Origin of the sequence: Pseudomonas sp. PDM32 (assembly GCF_019219225.1) — a bacterium.
GTDB classification, from domain to species: Bacteria; Pseudomonadota; Gammaproteobacteria; order Pseudomonadales; family Pseudomonadaceae; genus Aquipseudomonas; species Aquipseudomonas laurylsulfatiphila.
In genome coordinates this window covers 72,077-93,746 of the sequence record NZ_JAHUWE010000005.1, presented here as the reverse complement: position 1 = coordinate 93,746, position 21,670 = coordinate 72,077, and the positions used below count along the sequence as shown (strand labels likewise).

Annotated in this window: 17 protein-coding genes and 2 pseudogenes; 7 read left to right on the top strand and 12 right to left on the bottom strand. The window is 52.5% G+C overall.

All coding sequences use genetic code 11. The features are described 5' to 3' along the window. Positions 1 to 10 precede the first annotated feature (10 nt). The 8 genes from KW846_RS11130 to moaA form a co-directional block, all read right to left on the bottom strand. Positions 11 to 958 carry a transporter gene (locus KW846_RS11130; RefSeq protein WP_218482273.1) on the bottom strand — a complete coding sequence of 316 codons (948 nt, stop codon included), beginning with the start codon at positions 956 to 958 and terminating at the stop codon, positions 11 to 13. A gap of 188 nt (positions 959 to 1,146) precedes the next feature. Next, positions 1,147 to 2,127: a fumarylacetoacetate hydrolase family protein gene (locus KW846_RS11125; protein WP_218482272.1), complete on the bottom strand. Its 981-nt coding sequence runs from the start codon at positions 2,125 to 2,127 to the stop codon at positions 1,147 to 1,149. Between the two features lie 115 nt (positions 2,128 to 2,242). Next, positions 2,243 to 2,818, bottom strand: coding sequence for a carbon monoxide dehydrogenase subunit G (locus KW846_RS11120; RefSeq protein WP_218482271.1), 576 nt, complete (start codon positions 2,816 to 2,818; stop codon positions 2,243 to 2,245). Between the two features lie 40 nt (positions 2,819 to 2,858). Beyond that, positions 2,859 to 5,273, bottom strand: a complete 2,415-nt coding sequence (locus KW846_RS11115) for a xanthine dehydrogenase family protein molybdopterin-binding subunit (RefSeq protein WP_218482270.1) — start codon at positions 5,271 to 5,273, stop codon at positions 2,859 to 2,861. Beyond that, positions 5,270 to 5,770 (bottom strand): (2Fe-2S)-binding protein, encoded by a 501-nt coding sequence (locus KW846_RS11110; protein WP_218482269.1) that lies wholly within the window; start codon positions 5,768 to 5,770, stop codon positions 5,270 to 5,272. Before KW846_RS11110 ends, KW846_RS11115 begins: the two co-directional genes overlap by 4 nt. A 1-nt stretch (position 5,771) precedes the next feature. Then, positions 5,772 to 6,068 carry a 2Fe-2S iron-sulfur cluster-binding protein gene (locus KW846_RS11105; protein WP_218482268.1) on the bottom strand — a complete coding sequence of 99 codons (297 nt, stop codon included), beginning with the start codon at positions 6,066 to 6,068 and terminating at the stop codon, positions 5,772 to 5,774. 1 nt (position 6,069) lies between these two features. Next, the gene (locus KW846_RS11100) at positions 6,070 to 6,942 is read right to left on the bottom strand and encodes a xanthine dehydrogenase family protein subunit M (RefSeq protein ID WP_218482267.1); all 873 of its coding nucleotides are present in this window, start codon (positions 6,940 to 6,942) and stop codon (positions 6,070 to 6,072) included. Between the two features lie 320 nt (positions 6,943 to 7,262). Further along, on the bottom strand, positions 7,263 to 8,255 hold the full coding sequence (gene moaA / locus KW846_RS11095; protein WP_218482266.1) for a GTP 3',8-cyclase MoaA: 993 nt from the start codon (positions 8,253 to 8,255) through the stop codon (positions 7,263 to 7,265). Positions 8,256 to 8,436: 181 nt separating this feature from the next. Between moaA and KW846_RS11090 the strand changes: the two genes are divergently transcribed. The 7 genes and pseudogenes from KW846_RS11090 (at position 8,437) to KW846_RS11065 (ending at position 16,231) form a co-directional block, all read left to right on the top strand. Beyond that, positions 8,437 to 9,156, top strand: a complete 720-nt coding sequence (locus KW846_RS11090; protein ID WP_218482265.1) for a GntR family transcriptional regulator — start codon at positions 8,437 to 8,439, stop codon at positions 9,154 to 9,156. Between the two features lie 141 nt (positions 9,157 to 9,297). Next, entirely contained in the window at positions 9,298 to 9,864 is a 567-nt protein-coding gene (locus KW846_RS11085) for a cupin domain-containing protein (protein WP_218482264.1), read from the top strand. Positions 9,865 to 9,978: 114 nt separating this feature from the next. Continuing rightward, positions 9,979 to 11,757: an acyl-CoA dehydrogenase C-terminal domain-containing protein gene (locus KW846_RS11080; protein WP_218482263.1), complete on the top strand. Its 1,779-nt coding sequence runs from the start codon at positions 9,979 to 9,981 to the stop codon at positions 11,755 to 11,757. Positions 11,758 to 11,873: 116 nt separating this feature from the next. Beyond that, complete coding sequence (locus KW846_RS11075) at positions 11,874 to 13,541, top strand: fatty acid--CoA ligase (RefSeq protein ID WP_218482262.1); 1,668 nt, start codon at positions 11,874 to 11,876, stop codon at positions 13,539 to 13,541. Between the two features lie 171 nt (positions 13,542 to 13,712). Further along, positions 13,713 to 14,714: pseudogene (locus tag KW846_RS30250) on the top strand (PAS domain-containing protein); the annotation flags it as partial. 12 nt (positions 14,715 to 14,726) lie between these two features. Then, positions 14,727 to 14,999 (top strand): annotated as a pseudogene (locus KW846_RS30415) (methyl-accepting chemotaxis protein); the annotation flags it as partial. Positions 15,000 to 15,943: 944 nt separating this feature from the next. Beyond that, positions 15,944 to 16,231: a c-type cytochrome gene (locus KW846_RS11065; RefSeq protein ID WP_218482260.1), complete on the top strand. Its 288-nt coding sequence runs from the start codon at positions 15,944 to 15,946 to the stop codon at positions 16,229 to 16,231. 87 nt (positions 16,232 to 16,318) lie between these two features. Here the strand turns inward: KW846_RS11065 and KW846_RS11060 are convergent, their stop codons facing one another. The 4 genes from KW846_RS11060 to KW846_RS11045 form a co-directional block, all read right to left on the bottom strand. Then, complete coding sequence (locus KW846_RS11060; protein ID WP_218482259.1) at positions 16,319 to 18,496, bottom strand: TonB-dependent siderophore receptor; 2,178 nt, start codon at positions 18,494 to 18,496, stop codon at positions 16,319 to 16,321. A gap of 97 nt (positions 18,497 to 18,593) precedes the next feature. Next, the gene (locus tag KW846_RS11055; protein ID WP_218482258.1) at positions 18,594 to 19,007 is read right to left on the bottom strand and encodes a DUF2946 domain-containing protein; all 414 of its coding nucleotides are present in this window, start codon (positions 19,005 to 19,007) and stop codon (positions 18,594 to 18,596) included. Then, complete coding sequence (locus tag KW846_RS11050) at positions 19,007 to 19,645, bottom strand: putative natural product biosynthesis protein (RefSeq protein WP_218482257.1); 639 nt, start codon at positions 19,643 to 19,645, stop codon at positions 19,007 to 19,009. The genes KW846_RS11055 and KW846_RS11050 overlap by 1 nt, the downstream gene beginning before the upstream one ends. A 611-nt stretch (positions 19,646 to 20,256) precedes the next feature. Then, positions 20,257 to 20,988: an SDR family NAD(P)-dependent oxidoreductase gene (locus tag KW846_RS11045; protein WP_025110493.1), complete on the bottom strand. Its 732-nt coding sequence runs from the start codon at positions 20,986 to 20,988 to the stop codon at positions 20,257 to 20,259. Between the last annotated feature and the right edge of the window lie 682 nt (positions 20,989 to 21,670).

Below are 21,670 nucleotides of genomic sequence, written 5' to 3'. Positions count from 1 at the left end.
AGGATTTAATTCAAAGCGGAAAAGAAAATTGCACCCAGATCTTATCGCCTTCTGGACCATTTTTAACACCAAGCTCATGTTGCCATTTTACCGCAATACCAGCTGCCTGATTGAAATACCATAAAATCTGCGGTCCGACTCCAAATTTCCTGAGACGATTGCCGTCTCCAACAGTATCGTCATCAAGCTTGTCGTCTTGTATCTGTTGAGTGTAAAAACCGGCGAGGCCAAATTGAAGCTGTGGTAGATCTTTGAAGAAAGAGTAATTAACGTCGAAATCAGTATTTATTACCCCGCCTGAGCGATAATTAGTGTCATGGTTTTTTGAGTTAAAGACGACTACAGATTGGGCGGACATTTCCAAGCGTGGAGTCGGAGTGTAGGTAACTGCAGCTTCCGCACTATATCCATAATAGTTGTACGAAGGATTAGCTAAGCGATTTTTATCAAAGCGTCCCAGGGGGACGTATAGGCTGGGGCCGAACATGAAATGTAGATCGCCCAGCTGATATGTAAAATACAACAGATTTAAATATGCGTAGTTCAAGCCCGCAGTCTTATCGTGCGTTCCAGCTGCGTCTATATCGATGGAGTTACCAGCAAAGGTTGCTCCAGTACTGAGGTTCCATCCATTAACGTTTGTGTCCCACGTATGCATCACTCTTGCGGCCGTCGCCACCACGTCTAGTTTGAAATCGGGCACCATTTCTCGCCCTTTTGAATCGACAAATTTATCGGCATGATAGTACTGTGTGTAGCTGTAGAACTGGGTCTGTCCTGGTTGCGGCATAATTGCAGCCATAACGCTTTGCACACCAGATGGCCACTGTGAATTCCCATTCTCAGTGCTTTGAGCCACGAGCGAATAACTCGATAGGCAAAACATGAGCGCGTAGACCACTGATCGGCACAAACAGGCGATAATACCTGATGCTTGTTCTTTTGTGATTACGTTCATTACGGTGCTCCATTTTATTTTTATTGTTCAAGCGTTTTGACATCGCGCAACGCGCGAAACGTAAAGCGAGCTATCTATTTGATCCGAGCAATCTTTGGTTGGAACTCAATTAAATAGGTTGCAAGCGCCTTGGCTAGCAGTGCCGACAATAGCTTGATTTGCAACAAGGCGATTGCTTATTAATTCTTTTAACGGAGACGAGATATGTATTGATCTATAGCGCCAAAGACACTTTCTCCGTTTGGATGAAAAACTTCCATTCGAACTTTATCTCCAAATTTCATGAAGTTCGTTTTGATTTCACCCTGATCAAATTTTTCGATGGCGCGCTTTTCCGCTATTGTTGCGGAGCCGCGTGATCGATCACGATTTGATAGTGTTCCTGAGCCGATGATGGTGCCTGCACTCAGGCGGCGGGTTCTCGCTGCATGCTCAATCAGTTGCAGAAAGTCAAAATCCATTTCGCAACCGTTGGGATTACCCACACGTTGTCCGTTCCATTCGACATTAAGATCAAGGGACAGTCGACCGTTGCTCCATGCTGAGCCCAGCACATCCGGTGATACTGCGACCGGCGCAAAACTAGTAGAGGGTTTCGATTGAAGAAACCCAAAACCGGTTGCCATCTCACGGGGCGCCAAAGCTCGTAAGCTCACATCGTTGAGTAGCATGACTAATTTGATATGACCCTCTGCCTCGGCCGCTGTTGTGCCCATAGGCACATCATCCACAACAACTGCAAACTCGCCCTCAAAGTCAATATTGTCATCTTCTGATGGAAGAACAATGTTGTCTCGAGGTCCGATAAAATCATCAGATGCACCTTGGTACATCCATGGAGTTATGCGGTCTAGAGGAAACTTTTCAAGTTTAAATGCTTCTATCATAAGCTCGCCGTGATTCATAAAGGCCGAGCCGTCCAACCATTGATAAGTGCGAGGAAAGGGGGCGGCCAGCAACCGATCATCTAAATCGAATGCCTCTGCGATGCTGCCATTATTTAACTTGACATAAACCTGGCGAAGTTCAGGTTCGGTGATGTCCCAGCGTGCGATAGCATCAATGAGTTTGTCGGCGATGCGCGTTACCATTACCGCGCGCTTTAAGTCCGCGGATACAACCACCAAACGGCCGTCTTTGCTAGTATCCTTTAACGTTCCAAGTTTCATTTTTCGCTCCGTTGGATTAGTTTTTTTAGGCGATAAAGTTTGTCACGCATATTTAGTGCACGAAGCATTGGGGCGATTATTCGCGAGCTAGCGAGGAACTATTATTGCTCCGTAATTATTGATTACTAAGCACACGCTTCAACCACAACCAAAAAGCAGTAAACCATGTGCTGCCGCGAGAGTTATCCTCAACTGTACGAAGATCTCGTTCTTGTTCGCCGTTGTTTACAGATTCTATTTCGTTCGCAAGTGCAGGCATCTCTATAGTTGTTGCGAATTTTTTAAAGAACTGTTCAGTCATGGCTTTAGCTGTCGAATCAATCAGGCGACCGCCCAACTGGGCTAACTTTCCACCGATCTGCGTCGCTGCCGTATACCGCAGCAAGGTTGCCTCTCCTTGCTCAACAAGCTCAACCGTTGCGCTACCTTTTGCAAAACCCGCAGCTCCTTGTCCGGAGAAACTTAGCTTGTAACCAACTGGCGGCAGTATGTCCGATAATGTGACGCTGCCTTGTAGCTTCGCGGTGATGGGGCCCACCCTTAAGGCTGCACTCGCATTCATCTGCGTCGGTGAGACACTTTCAATTTTCTCGCAGCCAGGAATGCATGCCCTCAATATCTCAATATCATTTAAAGCAGCCCAGACATCGGTGCGGGAAGCTATAATTAGTCGTTCACCATTCATGTCCATGGATTTTTACCGCCTTATTATCTTTGTAGTGTTCAATGTTCTATCGAGACAGTTTGCTTAGCGCATCGTGCAATCGAGAGGGTGTCATCGGCAGTTCATTAACGAATAGGCCTACATCACTGAAGGCGTCGTCGATGGCTGAGGCAATTGCAGGTATAGAGGCAAGACGCCCTCCCTCACCGCATCCCTTAATCCCAAACTCCGTGTATGGAGATGGTGTCTCCAGATGATCAACAATGAAGTCAGGAACTTCAGAGGCAGTTGGGATCATGTAGTCTGCAAGAGACGCCGTGCTTAACTGGCCATTCTCGTCATAATGGTACTGTTCGTATAAAGCTGTCCCTATGCCTTGGGCGATACCGCCTCTGATTTGTCCATCGATGAGTTTGGGATTTACTACGGTGCCTGCGTCGTGAACCGCAACATATTTCACAATTTCGACCTTCCGCGTTTCCTCATCTATCTCCACAACGGCGACGTGAACGGCATGGCCAACTATCGGATAAAAGACTCCCAAGTCACTTCGATCTGCGTTAGGTAGCGATGCGTGAGGGTGGTCATAGGTGTAACGCGCAACCAAGCCGCTGTTGTAGTCCTCGCCCTCCGGCAATGCCAAGCGGAATGAGTGTGCGAATGTTGAGATATCGCTGAAACTCATTTGCCTTTCAGGTTGATCGATACATCGCACGGTCTCATCCATCACCTCAAACTCCTCGGCTTTTCCTCCAAGAACATGGGATGCTATCTTAAGCATCTTGCTTTTTAGGGCCCGCGTTGCACCTGCGATTGCGCCTGCGATCATCGTGGTGTATCGGCTGCCAGCCGGACCGACGGAGGGCATTCCCGAGTCGGTATCTCCATACATGACATTGACCCGATCTGGTGTCATTGACATGTATTCGGCTACCAGTTGCACAACCATTGTCTCTGGACTGTTTCCCCAGTTCGGCGCGTAAATGGTCACTACAGCTGAACCAGATGCATCTATCCGTACCTGCACGCTTTCTGGCGTGCTGGATATGGGGAATGGGTGATTGGGATCAAGAAACCATAATTCGGTAACGCTCAATACACTTCGCTCGTTTACCGCAGAGATGCCGATGCCGAGCCGCTTACCAGTTCCCTTCAACGAAGTTTTCCGATCTTGAAGCTCGGCCATATTGGCGAGTTCTAATGCACGCGTCAGTACCGGAACATAGTCACCGCTGTCAAAGATGTTTCCGTGTGGCAGCCGGTAAGGAAATTCGGAAGGGGAAATGTAGTTCGCTTTCCGAAGAGCGATCCGGTCAATGCCAAGCTCGACAGCTGCAGCATCTACAAGCCTTTCGATTACAAAATTTCCAACCTCACCCCCGAAGCCGCGGTAGGGGGCTTGCTGGGTTTTATTGGTGAGCACCGCGCGAACTTCGTATTCCAGGGCTGGAATACGATAAGGACCAGTGGCCTGGGCAAGCGCATTGCCATGTGATCCTAGCGAGAGCTGAAAATAAGCGCCGTAATCGTCTATTACATCCAAGTGCAGCGCAGTGAACAGTCCATTGGCATCAACGGCTAATGAGGCCTCGTAAATCCGGTCAGAGGCGTGTTGATTGCCGTTGGTCATGTGCTCAAGCCGATCCTCCACATACTTGACCGGACGATTGATCGCGCGAGCCAACACTGCGGCAATTATGGGTGCATGGAACATGGCAACTTTGCCACCGAAACTTCCGCCCGCATTCAATGCTGGGAAATTCACTTGGTGGGGGGCCACCTGTAGACTGCCTGCAAGTAATGGCAGTACTGTCGCAGGCATCGACAAATTGGACCAGATAGTAAATTTCCCATCAGCAGGGTCAAATGACGCAACTGCACCGCTGGTTTCTATAGGCTGTGGTCCCACGCGCGGCCAGCGGAAGCTTCGTCTCACTACGTGCGCAGCGTTCGCATAAGCTTCGTCGACTGGCCCCCACTTATAGTGGTGGTGAGCCACAAGGTTTGTCCCTAGTTCTGGGTGGAGCAGGCCATCTCCAGTTGCATTCGCGGCAAGCTTCATATCGGCCTGAACGGGAAGTTCTTCGTATTCCACCTCGATTAGCGCGAGCGCGTCTTCTGCGATGTACCGGTCCAAAGCTGCTACTACGGCGACTGGTTCGCCTACGTGCCGAACTTTGCCGACCGCAATACAATGTTGTGGCACGGGGACACCACTCAGCGATGGTAATGGACCACTAACCATCGCAACTTCTGCTCCAGTCATGACGCACAATACGCCCGGCAGCGCTTTTGCAGCTGATGTGTCGATTCGCACAATCCGCGCGTGGGCATAAGGGCTAGGAAGAAGCGCGGCATGTGCCATTCGCGGCAACTCAATGTCATCAACGAACCGGCCTCGGCCGAGTAGCAGACGCAAATCTTCTCGGCGCACTACGTTTTTGCCAACCCAACGATTTTTTCCGGACTCTGGGAGTGTCATGACAATTCCTCGTGCGGAATAACATCGATTGAGGTGAGCGCAGTTTGAATCGCATCCAGGATCGTCTCGTAACCAGTGCACCGGCAAAGGTTGCCAGACATGTGCTCCCTGATCTCCTCACGCGAGAGGACTTCGCCGGTTCTCATTAATTCAGTCACGGTCATCAAAATGCCAGGTGTGCAGAATCCACATTGCAATCCATGACAGCTACGGAAAGCCTCTTGCAATGGATGTAGATCTTGGCCGGCAGGAGCCACAAGACTCTCAACAGTTTCCACGATGGCTTGATCGACCTGAACGGTGAACGTAAGACACGAGCGCACCGATTTACCGTTGACGATCACCGTGCAGGCACCGCATACGCCATGTTCACAGCCGACATGCGTGGCTGTCAGACCTAAATCCTTACGAAGAAAGTCTGATAGGAGGAGCCGAGGCTCGATCGTCGCGTGATGATCCACGCCGTTTACGTTGACCTGAATCGAATGCTTATTCACGTTATTGAACCTCCGAAGCGCGCAGAAAAGCAGTTCTGATTGCACGTCCAACTAGCGTGCTTGCGAGGTCTATACGGTACTCGCTCGAAACGCCTGGAGATTCAGTGAAATCAGTAGATGTTGCGATGACTGTCAGTGCTGCGTTAATACAGGCTCCGCATACGCCATGTTCACATCCGAGGTGTATGCCGGTAAGACCCGTATCCTTACGAAGAAAGTCGGATAGGAGGAGTCGGGGCTCGACTGTTGCGTGATGGTCTATGCCGTTTACATTGACCTGGATAGGGTGCTTATTCACGTTACTGTGCCTCCGAAGCGCGCTGAAATGCAGTCCTGATTGCGCGACCCGCAAGCGTATTTGCGAGATGCTTACGGTACTCACTCGACACGCCTGGAGAGTCAGTGAAATCAATAGATGTTCCGATGGCTGTCAGTGCTGCATCGATGCGATCAGCCGTAACTCGAGTACCGATCAGCGCCCCTTCTGCTTCATAGACTCGGGTTGACCTATCAGTCACTCCGCTCAAAGAAATCGACACCGCTATACATTTACCGTTGGATAGCTCCATCAGTACCGCGACCGCAACGATTGCGAAATCACCTTTGCGGCTTGAAACCTCCTCGAAAGCCCACCCACTCGTTCTACGCAAAGGAACTCTGATTTCCACCAATAGCTCGTTGGGAGCAATGGAGGTCTGGAGCGAGCTGATGAAGAATTCATCTGCCCGGACGGTTCGGGTTGACGTGGAAGATCGGAGGACAAATTGCGCATCGTACGCGAGCATTACTGCAGGCATTTCCGACGCAGGATCTGCATGGGAGAGGTTCCCACCGATGGTCCCTCGATTGCGGACAGTATGGTGGGCGACGTGTTCGTAGGCGTCCCGGATCAGCGGGCACACATCGTGAGCCGCAGTCCAGTTTTTCAACGTGTTGTGGCGAGTTAACGCCCCTATCAGAAGATCTCTGCCTTCTACTCTGCAATAGTCCAACTCGGTCAATTGATTGATGTCAATCAACACCTCAGGAGCTAGAGTTCTGAAATTCATCATGGGGATGAGGCTTTGGCCGCCGGCTAGAACCTTGGCGTCCCTATCGGAAGTGTTTTCCAGGGCGGCAAGCGCCTCATTGAGGTCGGCAGGAAGCACGTATTCAAAATCACAAGGCTTCATCTTGATTTCACCTCCAGTTCCTATCCTTAGGACAGGTGGAACTTTTTATTGTGGCAACCGTACCGCGGTCTCGGATGTGAAGCCGTGGGCCCATCGGTGCTCAGGCGACGACATAGCTCCAAATTAATAAATATATATATTTATGTCAAGGACAGGGCCGTCGCCAAAAATCCTATGCATAGCCTACAGATGAGAGAGTGAATAGATTATGTAAGTTGCTGTTTTATAACGCATTTATTTTTAATCGAGCTTGCGGAGCGTTCGCTCTTTCAAAAAACCATCAGATGCCGCCGATAAATATATTTATTTCTGACCGACGGTTAACCGCCTGTGCTATTCATGAATCTCACGATTTCGACGCTGTCATTGGAAAAGTGGTGCTGCCTTGGTTTGAGCTTCATGGCGTCATGGATGCTGTGGGTAACAAGGTCGGTATTCGTTGGATCGGAGCGTAAAATCGCTTTTAAATCAATCGAGTTCTCGTGACCAAGGCAAAGCAGTAGGCGACCTTCAGCTGTAAGCCTTATGCGATTACACGTATCGCAGAAGTTGTGGCTATGGGGCGAGATGAAGCCGATTCGAGTGGTAGGGGCGTGGGCCACCTCCCAATAGCGGGAGGGGCCTGAACTGGTATAGGACGAAGCAAGAAGTGTGTAGCGTTGACTGATACGTTCGCGGAGATATGCACTCGAGCAGAAAGTCTGCTCCCGGCCGTGTTCGGTGATCACGCCCAATGGCATCTCTTCGATGAACGAGACGTCTAGCTGGCGATCGATTGCGAAGGCCACTATGTCGTTGACCTCATGGTCGTTTCGACCCTTCAGCATGACGCAGTTGAGCTTTATCTTTTTAAAACCAACGGCTCGCGCAGTATCGATACCTTTGATCACCGACGTCAGATTCCCAGTGCGAGTAAGTGACTTGAATAGGGAGGGGTCTAGGCTATCTAGGCTTACGTTCAGTCGATCAACACCCGCACTGAACAACGGCTCGGCTAGAGATTCCAGGCGAGAGCCGTTAGTCGTCATGCACAATTCCTCCAGTCCTGGTATGGCCTTTATACTTTCGCATAGCGCAGCAATTCCGGGTCGAATCAGCGGCTCTCCACCAGTCAACCGGATTTTGCGTACGCCAGCTCTTACGAAGGCAATAGCAAGGTTGTGAATCTCCTTCAAAGTGAGAATGCTCGACCTTGGTAGAAAGGTCATTTCCTCACTCATGCAATAAACGCAGCGAAAGTCACATCGATCGGTGACTGACATACGTAGGTAATTAATGTGTCGTCCAAACGTGTCCGTGAGAGTGGATGTCATTGGCAAGATTCACTCCTGATGTGCCAAGCTCGGGCAATTGTTTGCTGAGGTTGGGGGGCGCCATTGGTCACTTTACTCCTGAATTTATTGAAATGAATACACAAAATATATAGATTTATGGCTTAGCGCCTCATCCCGCTCTACGATCGCGCGGGTATCAAGACATATCGGACTATCAAAAATGAGCGCAACAATCGCAGTGCCAGAGTCAAAAACACAGGCGGAGCTAGCGATGGAGGTTTTGAAAAAAGCCATCTTGGGTGGAGATCTGCCTCCGGGTGAAAAACTCCATATTCATGACCTATCTGCTCGATACAAACTGGGCGTTACTCCGGTGCGTGAGGGACTTTCCCGACTGGCGTCGCTTGGATTGGTAGTCGCTTTGGGACAGCGGGGATTTCGGACAGCCGTGGCCAGTCAAGAAGATTTCCGAGACACGATAAACACCCGCACGTTGATCGAATCCGAAGCCCTGAGACTCTCGGTTCGCAAAGGCGGGGCAGCTTGGGAGGCCGCAGTTCTGGGGGCTCTACAACAAATGGAAGACTACATCCCCATAGTGCCTGGCGTGATTGCAGAGGGTGATGAGGGGTTTGATAGATTGCATAAGCAATTCCATATGAGCTTGATTTCCGCATGCGGATCCGAGCGCATGCTTCGCTATTGCAGCGAGCTTTATGACCAAGCGTATCGTTATCGCAGAATCTTCATGAGCCAGCCACGCCCCCGCATCCTATTCGAGAATGATCATCGCGAGCTTGCAATGCACGCACTTGGACGAGAAGAGGGTCGTGCATCCGCGTTTTTAGAGCTTCACCTTGCTACACCGTTCATCGCAATTTACGGCGAAAGGAGCGTGCGTGATGAGTTCGCCGAGAACGGAAGCCCAACCAGCGCTTGACTGAAATATATATATTCTCCATATTTGCGTTGTCAGCTAGCTGAAGCAGCGGCGATAGCCATTAGGGTCGAGATCCAGTCAGATTCGCTTATAGCCAATCACTCTCCCGGCACCCAAACAATAATAATCTTGGAGAAACTCATGAACAGTCCTTCATTCCGTCGCGTGGTCACGGGGCACAACTCAGCTGGTCAGGCTGTCATTACCGAAGACGGCCCTCCTCCGCGAGTTGCGTATATCGGAGATGAGTCTGGTCCAATTTTCTACGAAGTCTGGAGTACATTGCAGACGCCGGCTCGCATTGATCGGTCTTCGTCGGAACCGCACGAGAATGGTATTAAGCTCGCCCCGCCCACGAACGGTACCCGAATCCGGGTTGTAGATTTTCCACCAGAAGGAGACAGTTTGAATGACCTATCGCCTGAAGAGGCACGTGCACGATTTGCAGAAGTAGGTGCTGAATACGCTTCTTCGCATGATGGGGTCACCTCGCGACATGCATACATGCATCGGACAGAGACGATTGACTACGGGATCATTCTAGAAGGCGAGATTACGCTGATTATGGATGAAGGCGAGGTCACGGTCAGCGCTGGCGATATCGTCGTTCAGCGTGGGACCAATCATGGTTGGTCGAACCGATCTTCCAGAAATTGCCGCATCGCATTCGTCCTAATCGACGGTAAGTTTGATCGCGACATTGCGTGACAATTTCTTTCTCGTCACGCGTCAGTCCGATCCCAATACCGACGGAGTATCCGATGTCTAACCCTAAAGTCTATATCGTCAGCTCTTTCCGAGCTGCAATGGGTTCCTTCAATCATGTCTGACTATAAGGCACCCTTGCGCGATATGCGTTTCGTGCTCAACGAAGTATTCGACGTGTCCAAGCTGTGGGCTCAATTACCTTCCCTGGCCGACGTGGTGGATGAAGACTCTGCCAACGCTATTCTGGAAGAAGCCGGCAAAATCACTGCCGGTATAGTCGCACCGCTGAACCGCAGCGGGGATGAGGAAGGCTGCACTTGGAACAACGGTGCGGTGAAAACTCCGGCCGGTTTTCCGGAAGCCTACAAAACATACGCTGAAGGCGGTTGGGTAGGGATCGGCGGTGACCCGCTGTTCGGTGGCATGGGCATGCCCAAGGTGATCTCCGCGCAAGTCGAAGAGATGGTCAACTCGGCCAACCTGTCATTCGGCCTCTACTCGATGCTCACCGCTGGTGCCTGCTTGTCGATCAACGCCCACGCCAATGAAGAGCTGAAAGAGAAATACCTGCCGAACATGTACGCCGGCGTCTGGACCGGCTCGATGTGCTTGACCGAACCGCACGCTGGCACCGACCTAGGGACAATCCGCACCAAAGCCGCCCCCCAAGCCGATGGCAGTTACAAGATCAGCGGCACCAAGATCTTCATCACCGGCGGTGAGCACGACCTAAGCGAGAACATTATTCACCTGGTGCTAGCCAAGCTGCCGGATGCACCGGCCGGGCCGAAAGGCATATCACTGTTCTTGGTGCCCAAGTTCATGGTCAACGCCGAGGGTCTACTGGGCGAGCACAATGCGCTGTCTTGTGGCTCGATCGAGCACAAGATGGGTATCAAGGCTTCCAGCACCTGCGTGATGAATTTCGATGGCGCCACCGGCTGGATCATCGACGCGCCGAACCGTGGTTTGGCGGCGATGTTTACTATGATGAATTACGAACGCCTTGGCGTCGGCATTCAAGGCCTGGCAACTGGCGAGCGTTCCTACCAGAGCGCGATCAACTATGCCCGCGAGCGCGTTCAGAGCCGGGCGCCGACCGGCCCTTTAGCGAAAGACAAGATCGCTGATCCGATTATCGTCCATCCCGACGTACGTCGCATGCTGCTGACCATGAAGGCGTTAAACGAGGGCGGCCGTGCTTTTTCCAGCTACGTTGCCCTGCAACTCGATATCGTCAAATTCAGCGAGGAGCCGACCGTACGCAAGCGCGCCGAAGGACTGGTCGCGCTGCTCACCCCGGTGGCTAAAGCTTTCCTCACCGACATGGGCCTGGAAACCACTCTCCACGGCCAGCAGGTGTTCGGTGGTCATGGTTTCATTCGCGAGTGGGGTCAGGAGCAACTAGTACGCGATTGCCGCATCACTCAAATCTATGAAGGAACCAACGGCATCCAGGCCCTCGACTTGATCGGGCGCAAGGTGATCGGTAGCGGCGGGACGCTCTATAAACACTTCGCGGATGAGATCAAGGCCTTCACTGATTCGGCCGATCTTTCGCTCGCCGAGTTCACCCATCCACTGAAAGACGCGATCAACAATCTGGAACAGATGACCGCCGATCTGCTGAATCGGGCCAAGACCAATCCCAACGAAATCGGCGCCGCTTCGGTCGAATATCTGCAGGTGTTCGGTTACACCGCTTATGCCTACATGTGGGCACTGATGGGCAGGACAGCACTGGGCAAGGAGGGTCAAGACGACTTCTACGCCAGCAAGTTGGGTACCGCGCGCTTCTATTTTGCGCGCATCCTGCCGCGCATCCACTCGCTGACTGCGTCGGTCAAGGCCGGCAGCGAAAGTCTTTACCTGTTAGACGCCACGCAGTTCTAAGCGGCCCATATCCAAGCCTGTAGATGCCTAATGGGACATATCTCCCAGAGCGTGCCACTCCTGCCCCTGGATGCAGCGCAGGGCTAGCCCTTCAATCCGAGCTGGAACGTATCGTCATGCTGAAAACAAAAATAATTGCACCCGCGCAAAATGCCTACGCCTACCCCTTGCTTATCAAGAGCCTACTGCTGTCCGGCCAGCGCTACGAAGCCGAACATGAGATCGTCTATGCCGACAAGCTGCGCTACAGCTATCAGACGCTCAACCAGCGCATCCGCCGACTGGCCAATGCCCTGACTGCGGCCGGGGTCAAGGCTGGCGACACAGTGGCGTTGCTGGATTGGGACAGTCACCGCTATCTGGAGTGCTTCTTCGCCGTGCCGATGCTAGGTGCGGTGCTGCATACGGTGAATATCCGTCTGTCTCCGGAGCAGGTGCTCTACACCATGAACCACGCCGAGGATGACCTAGTACTAGTGCATGACGATTTCCTGCCCTTGATCGAGCAGATTCATGACGAGTTGACCACCGTCAAGGGCTACATCCAGCTCAGTGACGATGGCGCACCCGCTACCGGGCTGCCGGTACTGGGGGAATATGAACAGTTGCTGTCCCAGGCAGACGCAACGTACGACTTTGCAGATTTTGACGAGAATTCTGCGGCAACCATCTTCTACACCACCGGTACCACCGGCAACCCCAAGGGCGTCTACTTCAGCCATCGCCAATTGGTGCTGCATACCCTCAATGCCGTTGGCACTCTGGGTGCTTACCAAGGCTTGCCGCTGCTTCGTTCCAACGATGTCTACATGCCTATCACGCCTATGTTCCATGTGCATGCCTGGGGCATGCCATATGTGGCGACGCTGATGGGGATTAAGCAGGTCTACCCAGGGCGGTACGAGCCCAACAGCCTGGTTCGACTCTATCGTGAAGAAAAGGTGACCTTCTCCCACTGCGTGCCGACCATCCTGCAGATGATCCTCGGCTGCCCCGAGGCGGCGCAGACCGATTTCGGCGGCTGGAAAATGCTCTTGGGTGGTAGTGCCTTGACCCTTGGTGTGGCCGCGCAGGCGGCCGGCAGAGGGATGCTGGTGCACAGTGGTTACGGCATGTCGGAAACCTGTCCGTTGCTGTGTACCACTTACCTGCGAACCGAAGATCTCAATCAAACTATGGACGCGCAGTTGGCCGTGAGGATCAAGACCGGGGTGCCGGTGCCGATGGTCGACCTGAAAATCATCGATGCCAACGGCCATGACGTACCCCACGATGGCGAGTCACTCGGCGAGGTCGTAGTACGGGCCCCCTGGCTGACCCAGGGCTACCTGAAGGAACCGGAAAAGGGCGCCGAGCTATGGCAAGACGGCTGGTTGCATACCGGCGACGTCGCCTCGATCGACACCCGCGGCGGGGTGGAGATTAAGGACCGAATCAAAGACGTGATCAAGACCGGTGGCGAGTGGATTAGCTCACTAGAACTGGAGAGCCTGATAAGCGAGCACGCAGCTGTTACCTCTGTCGCGGTAGTCGGAATTCCTGATGTGCAATGGGGCGAACGTCCCATGGCTCTGGTGGTTTGCGAGCAAGGACAAAGTATTGATCAACAGGCTCTTGAAACCCATTTGCAACAGTTTGTGGACAGTGGGCACATAAACAAATGGGCAATCCCTAAACATATTAAGTTCGTTGCAGACATCCCCAAAACCAGCGTCGGTAAAATCAACAAGAAGCTCATCCGCGAAAACGAATTGGCTACAGGCGCTCCTCATAAGCCAGCCTAAAATCAGAGGTAGCCCAAATAACTGTTAGCCAAGGCAGACTGCTAAGGATTCTCCAAACAAGTCCGCAAATGTACTGAAATACGCATGGCTACCTGATCCTCGCGATCATCAACGGTTATGCGGCAAGTTGATCGGAGCATCCCTAGGTTTCTCACAAAGAGAGGGTAGAACATGTTCGCTTGGAGTAAGTCTGCGCTAAATTCTCGAATATTTGAGTGTTTAGTATTGAGTATTGAAAGGCATGCATTTGACGGTGAGCTTTTTGCCAGCGAAAAGCACCCAATGACAAATAGGGCAAAAAAAGCCCTATTAGGATTGCATTCTCGTGAGCAAAATTTGATCGCAGAACTTGCAGAAGCGAAGATACAAATAGACGAACTAAACCAAAGGATTACGGGCTTCACGAAACATCAACAGCGCGATAGCGCTCGGCTTGAACATCTTAACAATTTAGGCCAAGACGGTATGTGGGAGCTGGAGGTACAAGCGCTGGAACTGACTGACCCAGCCAATGCTTTCTGGTGTTCATCTCGCTTTCGGGACATGGTCGGTTTAGGACAGGAACTTAGCTTTGGCAATTGGTTTGCGCAAGTATCTAAAGATAGTCGGTTAGAGGTTCTGGACTGGCTATCGACGTTGCTGCGACAGCAGGGTAGCGGGCAGCGTGAAATTCGTATGATCAGGGCTGATGGCACAGAGGCCTGGTTTTGCTGCGTAGCTGGTAGCGTGGCTGTTAACGGTAGCAAGAAGCGACGCGTGGTAGGGTTACTACGTGATATACAATTCGAGCGAGAGCGGGAAAGCGAGTTGTTGAAAACACTTACACGTTTTGAACTGTCTCGGGAGCTGCTTAGTGACGGCGTTTGGGATATGGAAATAATCGCAGGTGATCCCATAAATCCAAACAATAAATTGTGGTGGTCACAGCAGTACCGCAGCCTGCTTGGTTTTGAAAACGAACAGGATTTTCCAGGTCGCTTGGACAGTCTCACCAAACAGATGCACCCAGATGAGCTTGCCGACAATGTTGAGCAATTCTTAGCCCATCTCAATGACCATTCAGGTAAGACATCGCTGGATAGTAAATGTCGTTTACGAATGAAAACCGGCGAATACCGTTGGTTTCGTGCTCGGGCGGAAACACGACGGGCGGCTGATGGTAGCCCGATCAGAGTTGTTGGCTCATTGGAGGACATTCACGTCCAGCATGAACAGCAGAGTTTGCGGGCAATTCAAGAGGCCCAGCGGCAAGAGTTGGAAGGCAAACTGGCGGAGCTTACAGACATTGTTTCGACCATACGTAACATAGCCAATCAAACCAATTTGCTCGCCCTAAACGCGGCCATTGAAGCAGCTCGTGCGGGTGAAGCAGGGCGCGGTTTCGCGGTAGTTGCCGACGAAGTGCGTAAACTGGCCACCCTAACTAGCGTTGCCACCCAGAAAGCCGTGTCACTTGTAAACAGGCGCGAGTAATGGATCAGTACATTCGATGATTTAAGTAAAGGAACAATGTGAGTAATTCATAAAGCGCTTACAAAAAGGCACTGCTTCCTTCCCGTCGCTCGTGGAGAAATGCGGCTGTCGTCATGAGCGAATGACCGTATATGGACTCCTCATCGTTGCAAGCTTCCTTCACTTTACCCTCGCTTTGGAGCCCGTGCCGACTGCACACGTATATTCGGCCTCTCACTGCGGCATCGTTTCGATGCAGGGCCATGATGGGCTACTCGCGCGTCGGCTCCCAATCGCTTCTACGTGCTTTACGCACCTAGGGATTCTCCGAACAAGTCCGCAGATGTGCTGAAATACGCCTGACTACCTGAAGGGTATCGCAACCTGATTATGCGCATTGTAAGTACTCCGCTCAGCAGCCGCGGATGTCGGAGATTAAATTTAGATTTGCGTATCCTTGTTAGGCGCCGGCTCCCCACTGGGAGTTGTCACGCATACGGAGCAAGCTACCCGTTTGGGATCAAGACCGAACTGCAAACGATCATGGAGCTGTGGCTCGATAAAGCGATTGTAAGCGGGACGGATCCAAATGAGAGAAGTGACAAAACCGTCGTAGTACCTTGGTACTCATGAAACGTAGTTAATTTTACTAAGAAAAATCATCGTACCTACACGTGAATGCGGCACGCATCGACATAAAGAATCACCTGCGACAACTTGCCACGGATAGCGCGCCTGGCTCTCTCAGGCGCACCTCAACTCAACGATTAGGCTGCCTGGTGCGGCGGCCTGTCGCACTTGGGATGTGAAGACACTCTTACTAAACTCAAAACTCCCTACCGGTGAGCTTTCCGCCGGACATGATTGCAGCGGAAGTACTCATGCGCTCCGGATGTAATCCCTCATTCCAAAGACGTCGCGTGATTATAAAATGCCCAACGAGGTCCACCGTGAAAAAAGTATTGGCAGCTGTTTGTTTACTCGTACTCTCAAATGCTTATGGCGCCCAAGAGCCTGAAGCGGTGTTCAACCGCTCCTGCACTATGTGCCATAACGGCCAGTCACCCATGGCTCCAAAAAAAGGTGATCAAGTGGCTTGGAAACCCCGCTTGGAGCAAGGCACCGACGCATTGGTCAAGCACGTGACCGAGGGCTTCAAGGCCATGCCCCCACGGGGATTGTGCATGGACTGTAGCGAAGAAGATTACAAAGCCGTGATTGCCTGGATGTCTAAGTAAGGTTGCGGTAGGGATGGCAGCTTGCTGCCACCCACCCGCTCTTATCTACGGCCGCGGAACTACGGCATATCGATCATGATGGTTTCTTTAGAAGCGGGCCGTCAGCGTCAGGTAAGCTGAACGTGGTTGAGTGGGCAGTGCCACTGGAGAGCCCAGATACTGAAAGGTCTCGAAGACTTTGCGACCTGTCAGGTTTACCACCGAAACCGAGATCGTGTAGCGGTCGAAACCGTAGGAAGTCTGAGCATCTAGCAGTCCGTAGCCTGGCACGGATACCGTATTAGGCAAGGTTAACTCGCGGGCGCTGAGTGCCGTAATACCGACACCGAATCCCAGTCCTTTAGCGGTGCCATCAAGTATCCGATAGCGGGCTGCGAGGCGACCACTATGCCGTGGTACGCGAGGCAGTCCATCACCGACCGGAATCGAGTTGTCCTCTGTGATTTCTGCCTGGGTGTAGGCGTAGTTACCCAGCAATGAAAAAGCGGCGGTCGGTTCCCAAACCAGATCCGCTTCTATCCCGCGAGCGCGTTGTTCGCCGCTCTGTACCGAGTAACCCAGAATCGCGTAGGTAGGGTCAGGATCAGGGGTGGACACATTACGACGCGTCTGCTCGAACATGGCGAGAGTGCCAGAAATGCCCAGATCGTTGAACGCCAGTTTGACGCCTGCCTCATAATTGCGAGACAGCTCAGGCTTAGGCGACTCGTTACCAGTGAAGTTGAACGCTCCCCTGAAACCGGTGGAATACGACGTGTAGAGCGCAAGACTTTCGGTCAGGTCATAGGTGATGCCAAACCGTGGTGTCAAACGATGATATGAAGTATCTACACCTTGCTCTTGTTGGTTGATGTCGAGCTGGGTCAATCGCAACGACCCCAACAAGTGCAAACGGCCATAGGTCGCTTGATCCTGAACGTATAAGGCCTTCGTCTCGTAACGGTTGGTCTGGGACACGATTGTTTCTGGCGTCGCGCCGTAGGAAATCTCATATCCCGGATTGGCAAGGTCAAGCTCGCCGATGAGTTCAATGTCGGACATCCCCGAGCTGAAGTGAGTGTTGTCGTAACTGATACCAACCAGCAACTCATGATCTCCACCCAGCGATTCGACTCGGGAACCTAGGTTGGTATCCAGCGTGCTTTCCCGGATGTTCGTGGGCAGGTAAAGCTTGAATATCGGGTAAACCGTGGGTGTCGTGGGATTCGGTCCCAGAAGGTCCGGATATACAAGGCTGCCATAATCACGAACTTTGCCCTCGTAATACTGAGCGCTGACGGTCAGTCGTGTGTCGTCATTAAGCTCATGCGTGAGCTCGGCGGTAGTTGTTCGATTCTCGATAGTGGTGTGAGGCTGTCCGTTGGTCGCTCCTGGGAAGGCGTTGCGATCAATCTGCCCACTCAATGCTTGGGCGGCTGGCAGGCCGGAATATTCGAGCTGGCTGCGATTCTCGTATTGGCCGCGCAGTAACAGTTCAGTCTCTGGCGATAGCTGGAACGCGATGCTTGGTTGTATCGACCACTGATGGCCGTTAACGTGGTCAATCCAGCTGTCATTTTCTTGATAGTCAGCGGCAATCCGTGCGGCTACCTTGTCGCCGATGGGTGTGTTGAGATCCAGCGAAGGGTTCACTGTGCCGAAGCTACCGGTGCGCATCGACAGCAGTGCACTTGGCTCGGTCTCGGGCCGTTTAGAAACTACGTTGATCAAACCACCCAGCGGTGCGCCGATACCGCCGCCGTACAACGCTGATGTTGGGCCTTTGAGTACCTCAATGCGCTCGGTGCCGATGAGGCTGGTCGGGTCGATGCTCGCTGCCGTGCCGCCAAATGCAGGCAGCCCGTTCATGTAAATTTCCGCCGGAAAACCGCGCACGATTGGCTGAGCGAACAGTGCCTCTTGCGGCTTGGTTGCTCTTACCCCTGAGACGTTAACCAGCGCGTCAGCAAGCGAATGAATGTCCTGCTCCTTAAGCATCGTTTGCGTGACAACTTGCACGGATTGCGGGACTTCGACCAGGGGCGTGTCGGTGCGAGTGGCCGACGCAGAAGATGGTGCGCTGTAGCCTTCACGCGACCCAGAAACGTTTATGGTTTCCAACGTCCAAATCTGTGATTGATCGGATGTTGGGGGTACATCCACGGCACCGTCTTGTGGGTGGGCAATGACCGGTAATGCTAGCCCCAGAAACACGCAAAAGGCATGGCGCCAACGCAGACGCGATGGATCAATGTAAAACAGCGGCCCGTTCTTGTCCGAGTACATGGGATCTTCCGATAAAGGTCATGTGAAGCAGAACGCGCAGGGGGATTCGGTATCGGCGGACTCAAAAGCCTGTCGATGCAGAGTCGGCAATGCGCGTTCAGCCAAAACTGGATGTGACGTTCAACGATCGAATCGGTGGCGCTCGGCTTCTCGCACCGAGGAATATCGGTGGCGCTGCTTGCTGGGGAATTAGGTGAGTAGAAAAAAGCTGTAACGGTGGAACATTAAGTTGAAAACTGGACAGGTTTGACTCGGCGAGAGCGGGATGCTGGAACAGAAGAGAGCAATATCCGCATTTTTCCCACACGACCAGATCATGGGTCTTGCCGGCAGAGGCATGGTGATACATCTGGCTCGTGCCAAGCATGTCGTGGCACTCCATGCCAGCCATGCTCATTGGTTGACTTTTGCCATGGGAAAGGCTGATCCCCTGACTGATCAGGGGGCCGGCAAAAATCATTAGCATGGCGAACAGGCTCAGCCGTGCTCCGATAATGTGACGCTTACGCATTAGCAGGACTTCTGCTCATCACGCGCGGCCCTCGATACCTGTGTCTGCCGCTCGTATCCGGGGATGGGCAACCAGCGTCGAAACCCGGCACCCCCTTTCCCCGTCAGAGGACACCAGGAAAAATCCCAGAGTGCCGGTGGGAAATCCTCTTTTTCAGGGTCAACACCAGCGATAAAACGAGGCGCTACTTTCCAGTCAAACACCCTCATCGGCGAGCCCTGCCAAGCCAACACCAGTCCTCGCGCTTGGCTGTCGTCAGTGTTTATCCACCGGGCCGCTGCCGCAGTCATGAAGGCATCAATGTGTTCTTCGTTGATGTGCGCCTGATAGGTCGACGTGAGTAACCAACGGCAGACACTCAGGTAGTAAGTCCAATTCAGCGACGGATGATTGCGGTACGCCCAGGTCATAAAACTGCGAAATATGTTCAAGCCGTCTGGTGGATCTAGCTTGAGCAGCCCCGGACATACATCGAACAACGTATGCCAGTAAGGCAGCAATCTGGCATCCAGTTGAACAAAGCTGCGTGCGTTGCAGGGATAGTCTGGAAACGGCAATAGGAAGTCGCCACGACTGTTTATGCGCGACGTTTTGCTAACCAGCCGCGAAACGCCTGAAGGAATAACTACAGAGCGCATACCAGCCTCCATGCCATCGCCGCTTGCGATTTATTGAATGCAGGAAAACTGAAAGTCAGACCTTCGGGAGCACTGGATCTGCAACCGGAGTGATTAATAACGCGAGACATACTGCCTTCTCTACAAGACGATTGGACGGCATTCACCGGCAGTCGCTGCAGCGACGACCTAGCGTAAACGGACGACAAAAAACGAGCGGTGGCAGACTAATCAAGCCGGCCCCCTTGTAAGCGTTAACTGAGGGAAAGCTCGAGGATGGGCTGAGGACCAGGAGTATCCAGAGGGTTGCCTTGCAGTGCATCTCGCGACGAGAGCGCGGCTTTTGTCCGATTCGTAGTAGCAAGGTCAGGCAGAAAAGTAAGGCGATGCTCAACTTCGCCACAGTACAGATTAGGCAACAAATACTACCGGCCCAACCATGGGTTGAACGGTCAGTGAAGTCCATGCTCTGTGCCGGATTATGGCTGCCCCATGCAGAGCAAACTGACCGCCAGCAATAAGTTCGAGCCCTATCATCTGCCCATGCCCTAAGCCGAATCACCACGTTGAAAACTGCTGCTACAGGACCTTTTCTCACTATGGCTTAACATTCTCAGATCCGGCCATCAACGTTAGACATGCTGGCCACCGTTAACGTGAATCTCTGCGCCGTTTACATAAGAAGCGCCACCGGTGCAAAGGAAGTAGACGAGCGAGGCAACTTCTTCAGGTTTTCCCAGCCGGTTCATCGGCACTAGCCGTTCAACGATTTCCGCAGTGCCTGCGGACAGTATTGAGGTTTCGATTTCTCCAGGTGCGATAGCGTTGACCCTTACGCCATGTCGGCCGAAATCAAAGGCCATTTCCCGAGTCAGGGCGGAGAGCGCAGCTTTGGATGTGGAATAAGCGACACCAGCGAACGGGTGCACCTTGGATCCTGCAATAGAGGTAACGTTGATGATGCTGCCTTTTGCAGCTTTCAATTCATCAAACAGCCCTCGCGCAAGGAGGGCCGTAGAAAACAGATTGACATTGAAGACCTTGATCCAGGTTGCATAGTCGGACTCCAGAACACCAAGGCGTGTCCCCTCAGGCCCCTTAGGCGAAACTCCGGCATTGTTTACCAATGCATCCAAGCGCCCGCCCAATTTTTCCCTGATGGCCGCCAGGCTGTCACTGACGCTATCAATATCTTCGAGATCAAGATGAATGTGGTTGAGTAAGCCCTCGGCCCATGGGCATTCAGCGACCCAGTCCTGGCGAGAGGCGGTGAAAATCCTCCACCCAGCGGCTTGAAAGTGTTTGACGGTGGCATGGCCTATGCCACGACTGGCACCGGTCAATAACAATGTCTTTTCGCTCATACATGCATTTACCTGTTAGAAAGTTTCGCTTTGTTTTTAGCGGTCTAGGTCAAAAAAATCGCGATCTTCAATGTGCTACATTTGGGCAGGGCGTCATGAGTGGCCATGACTCTCATAGCCGCTTTTGTTCGCTGCAAACATCGGGTCACCCGCTGGGATCCCAAGCACTTTTTGGCCATTTCTCGTTTCCTTGCATTGAAGCGCCTGAACGGTGATGAGCGTCCTTCTCCTGGATGAGGATGAGTCAATCTTGCCGTTCGAACGTTCGACTCTACGTCTGACTACAGGAGGCGGAAACGACTTTTTTCCCTCATTACCGGTCACGGGATGACCCACTTACGGTGGCACCAAACTGCAGGTTTCTTCCGTCAAGAATCGCGGCTTCGGGGAGTTGGGCCCCAGCCCAGAATCGTAAGTTCGCGAAGGGCCAAGACCGGTCCCGGCTGGCTGCGGTTTGTAAGGCACTGCACTCGATTGGCGGCTTGTACGAAGTTGAGCTACTCGCCCGGGATATGAGCGATGGGGATCGGCGGCGCATATCTGCTTAGTTATGCAATGTGACTTCGGCGGACGCATACGAACTGACCTCACAGCTCTGTTGTAGTCCGGCCGAGGCTCCTTGTTTGGTCATTATTCGCGCTCATGGGATCTCGACAGGCTTGCATTCCATGGGCTCACTTCG

Coding starts and splice junctions, on each gene's coding strand:
- KW846_RS11130 (WP_218482273.1), bottom strand. CDS start 958: ATGAACGTAATCACAAAAGAACAAGCATCAGGTATTATCGCCTGTTTG.
- KW846_RS11125 (WP_218482272.1), bottom strand. CDS start 2,127: ATGAAACTTGGAACGTTAAAGGATACTAGCAAAGACGGCCGTTTGGTG.
- KW846_RS11120 (WP_218482271.1), bottom strand. CDS start 2,818: ATGGACATGAATGGTGAACGACTAATTATAGCTTCCCGCACCGATGTC.
- KW846_RS11115 (WP_218482270.1), bottom strand. CDS start 5,273: ATGACACTCCCAGAGTCCGGAAAAAATCGTTGGGTTGGCAAAAACGTA.
- KW846_RS11100 (WP_218482267.1), bottom strand. CDS start 6,942: ATGAAGCCTTGTGATTTTGAATACGTGCTTCCTGCCGACCTCAATGAG.
- moaA (WP_218482266.1), bottom strand. CDS start 8,255: ATGACATCCACTCTCACGGACACGTTTGGACGACACATTAATTACCTA.
- KW846_RS11090 (WP_218482265.1), top strand. CDS start 8,437: ATGAGCGCAACAATCGCAGTGCCAGAGTCAAAAACACAGGCGGAGCTA.
- KW846_RS11085 (WP_218482264.1), top strand. CDS start 9,298: ATGAACAGTCCTTCATTCCGTCGCGTGGTCACGGGGCACAACTCAGCT.
- KW846_RS11080 (WP_218482263.1), top strand. CDS start 9,979: ATGTCTGACTATAAGGCACCCTTGCGCGATATGCGTTTCGTGCTCAAC.
- KW846_RS11075 (WP_218482262.1), top strand. CDS start 11,874: ATGCTGAAAACAAAAATAATTGCACCCGCGCAAAATGCCTACGCCTAC.
- KW846_RS11060 (WP_218482259.1), bottom strand. CDS start 18,496: ATGTACTCGGACAAGAACGGGCCGCTGTTTTACATTGATCCATCGCGT.
- KW846_RS11055 (WP_218482258.1), bottom strand. CDS start 19,007: ATGCGTAAGCGTCACATTATCGGAGCACGGCTGAGCCTGTTCGCCATG.
- KW846_RS11050 (WP_218482257.1), bottom strand. CDS start 19,645: ATGCGCTCTGTAGTTATTCCTTCAGGCGTTTCGCGGCTGGTTAGCAAA.
- KW846_RS11045 (WP_025110493.1), bottom strand. CDS start 20,988: ATGAGCGAAAAGACATTGTTATTGACCGGTGCCAGTCGTGGCATAGGC.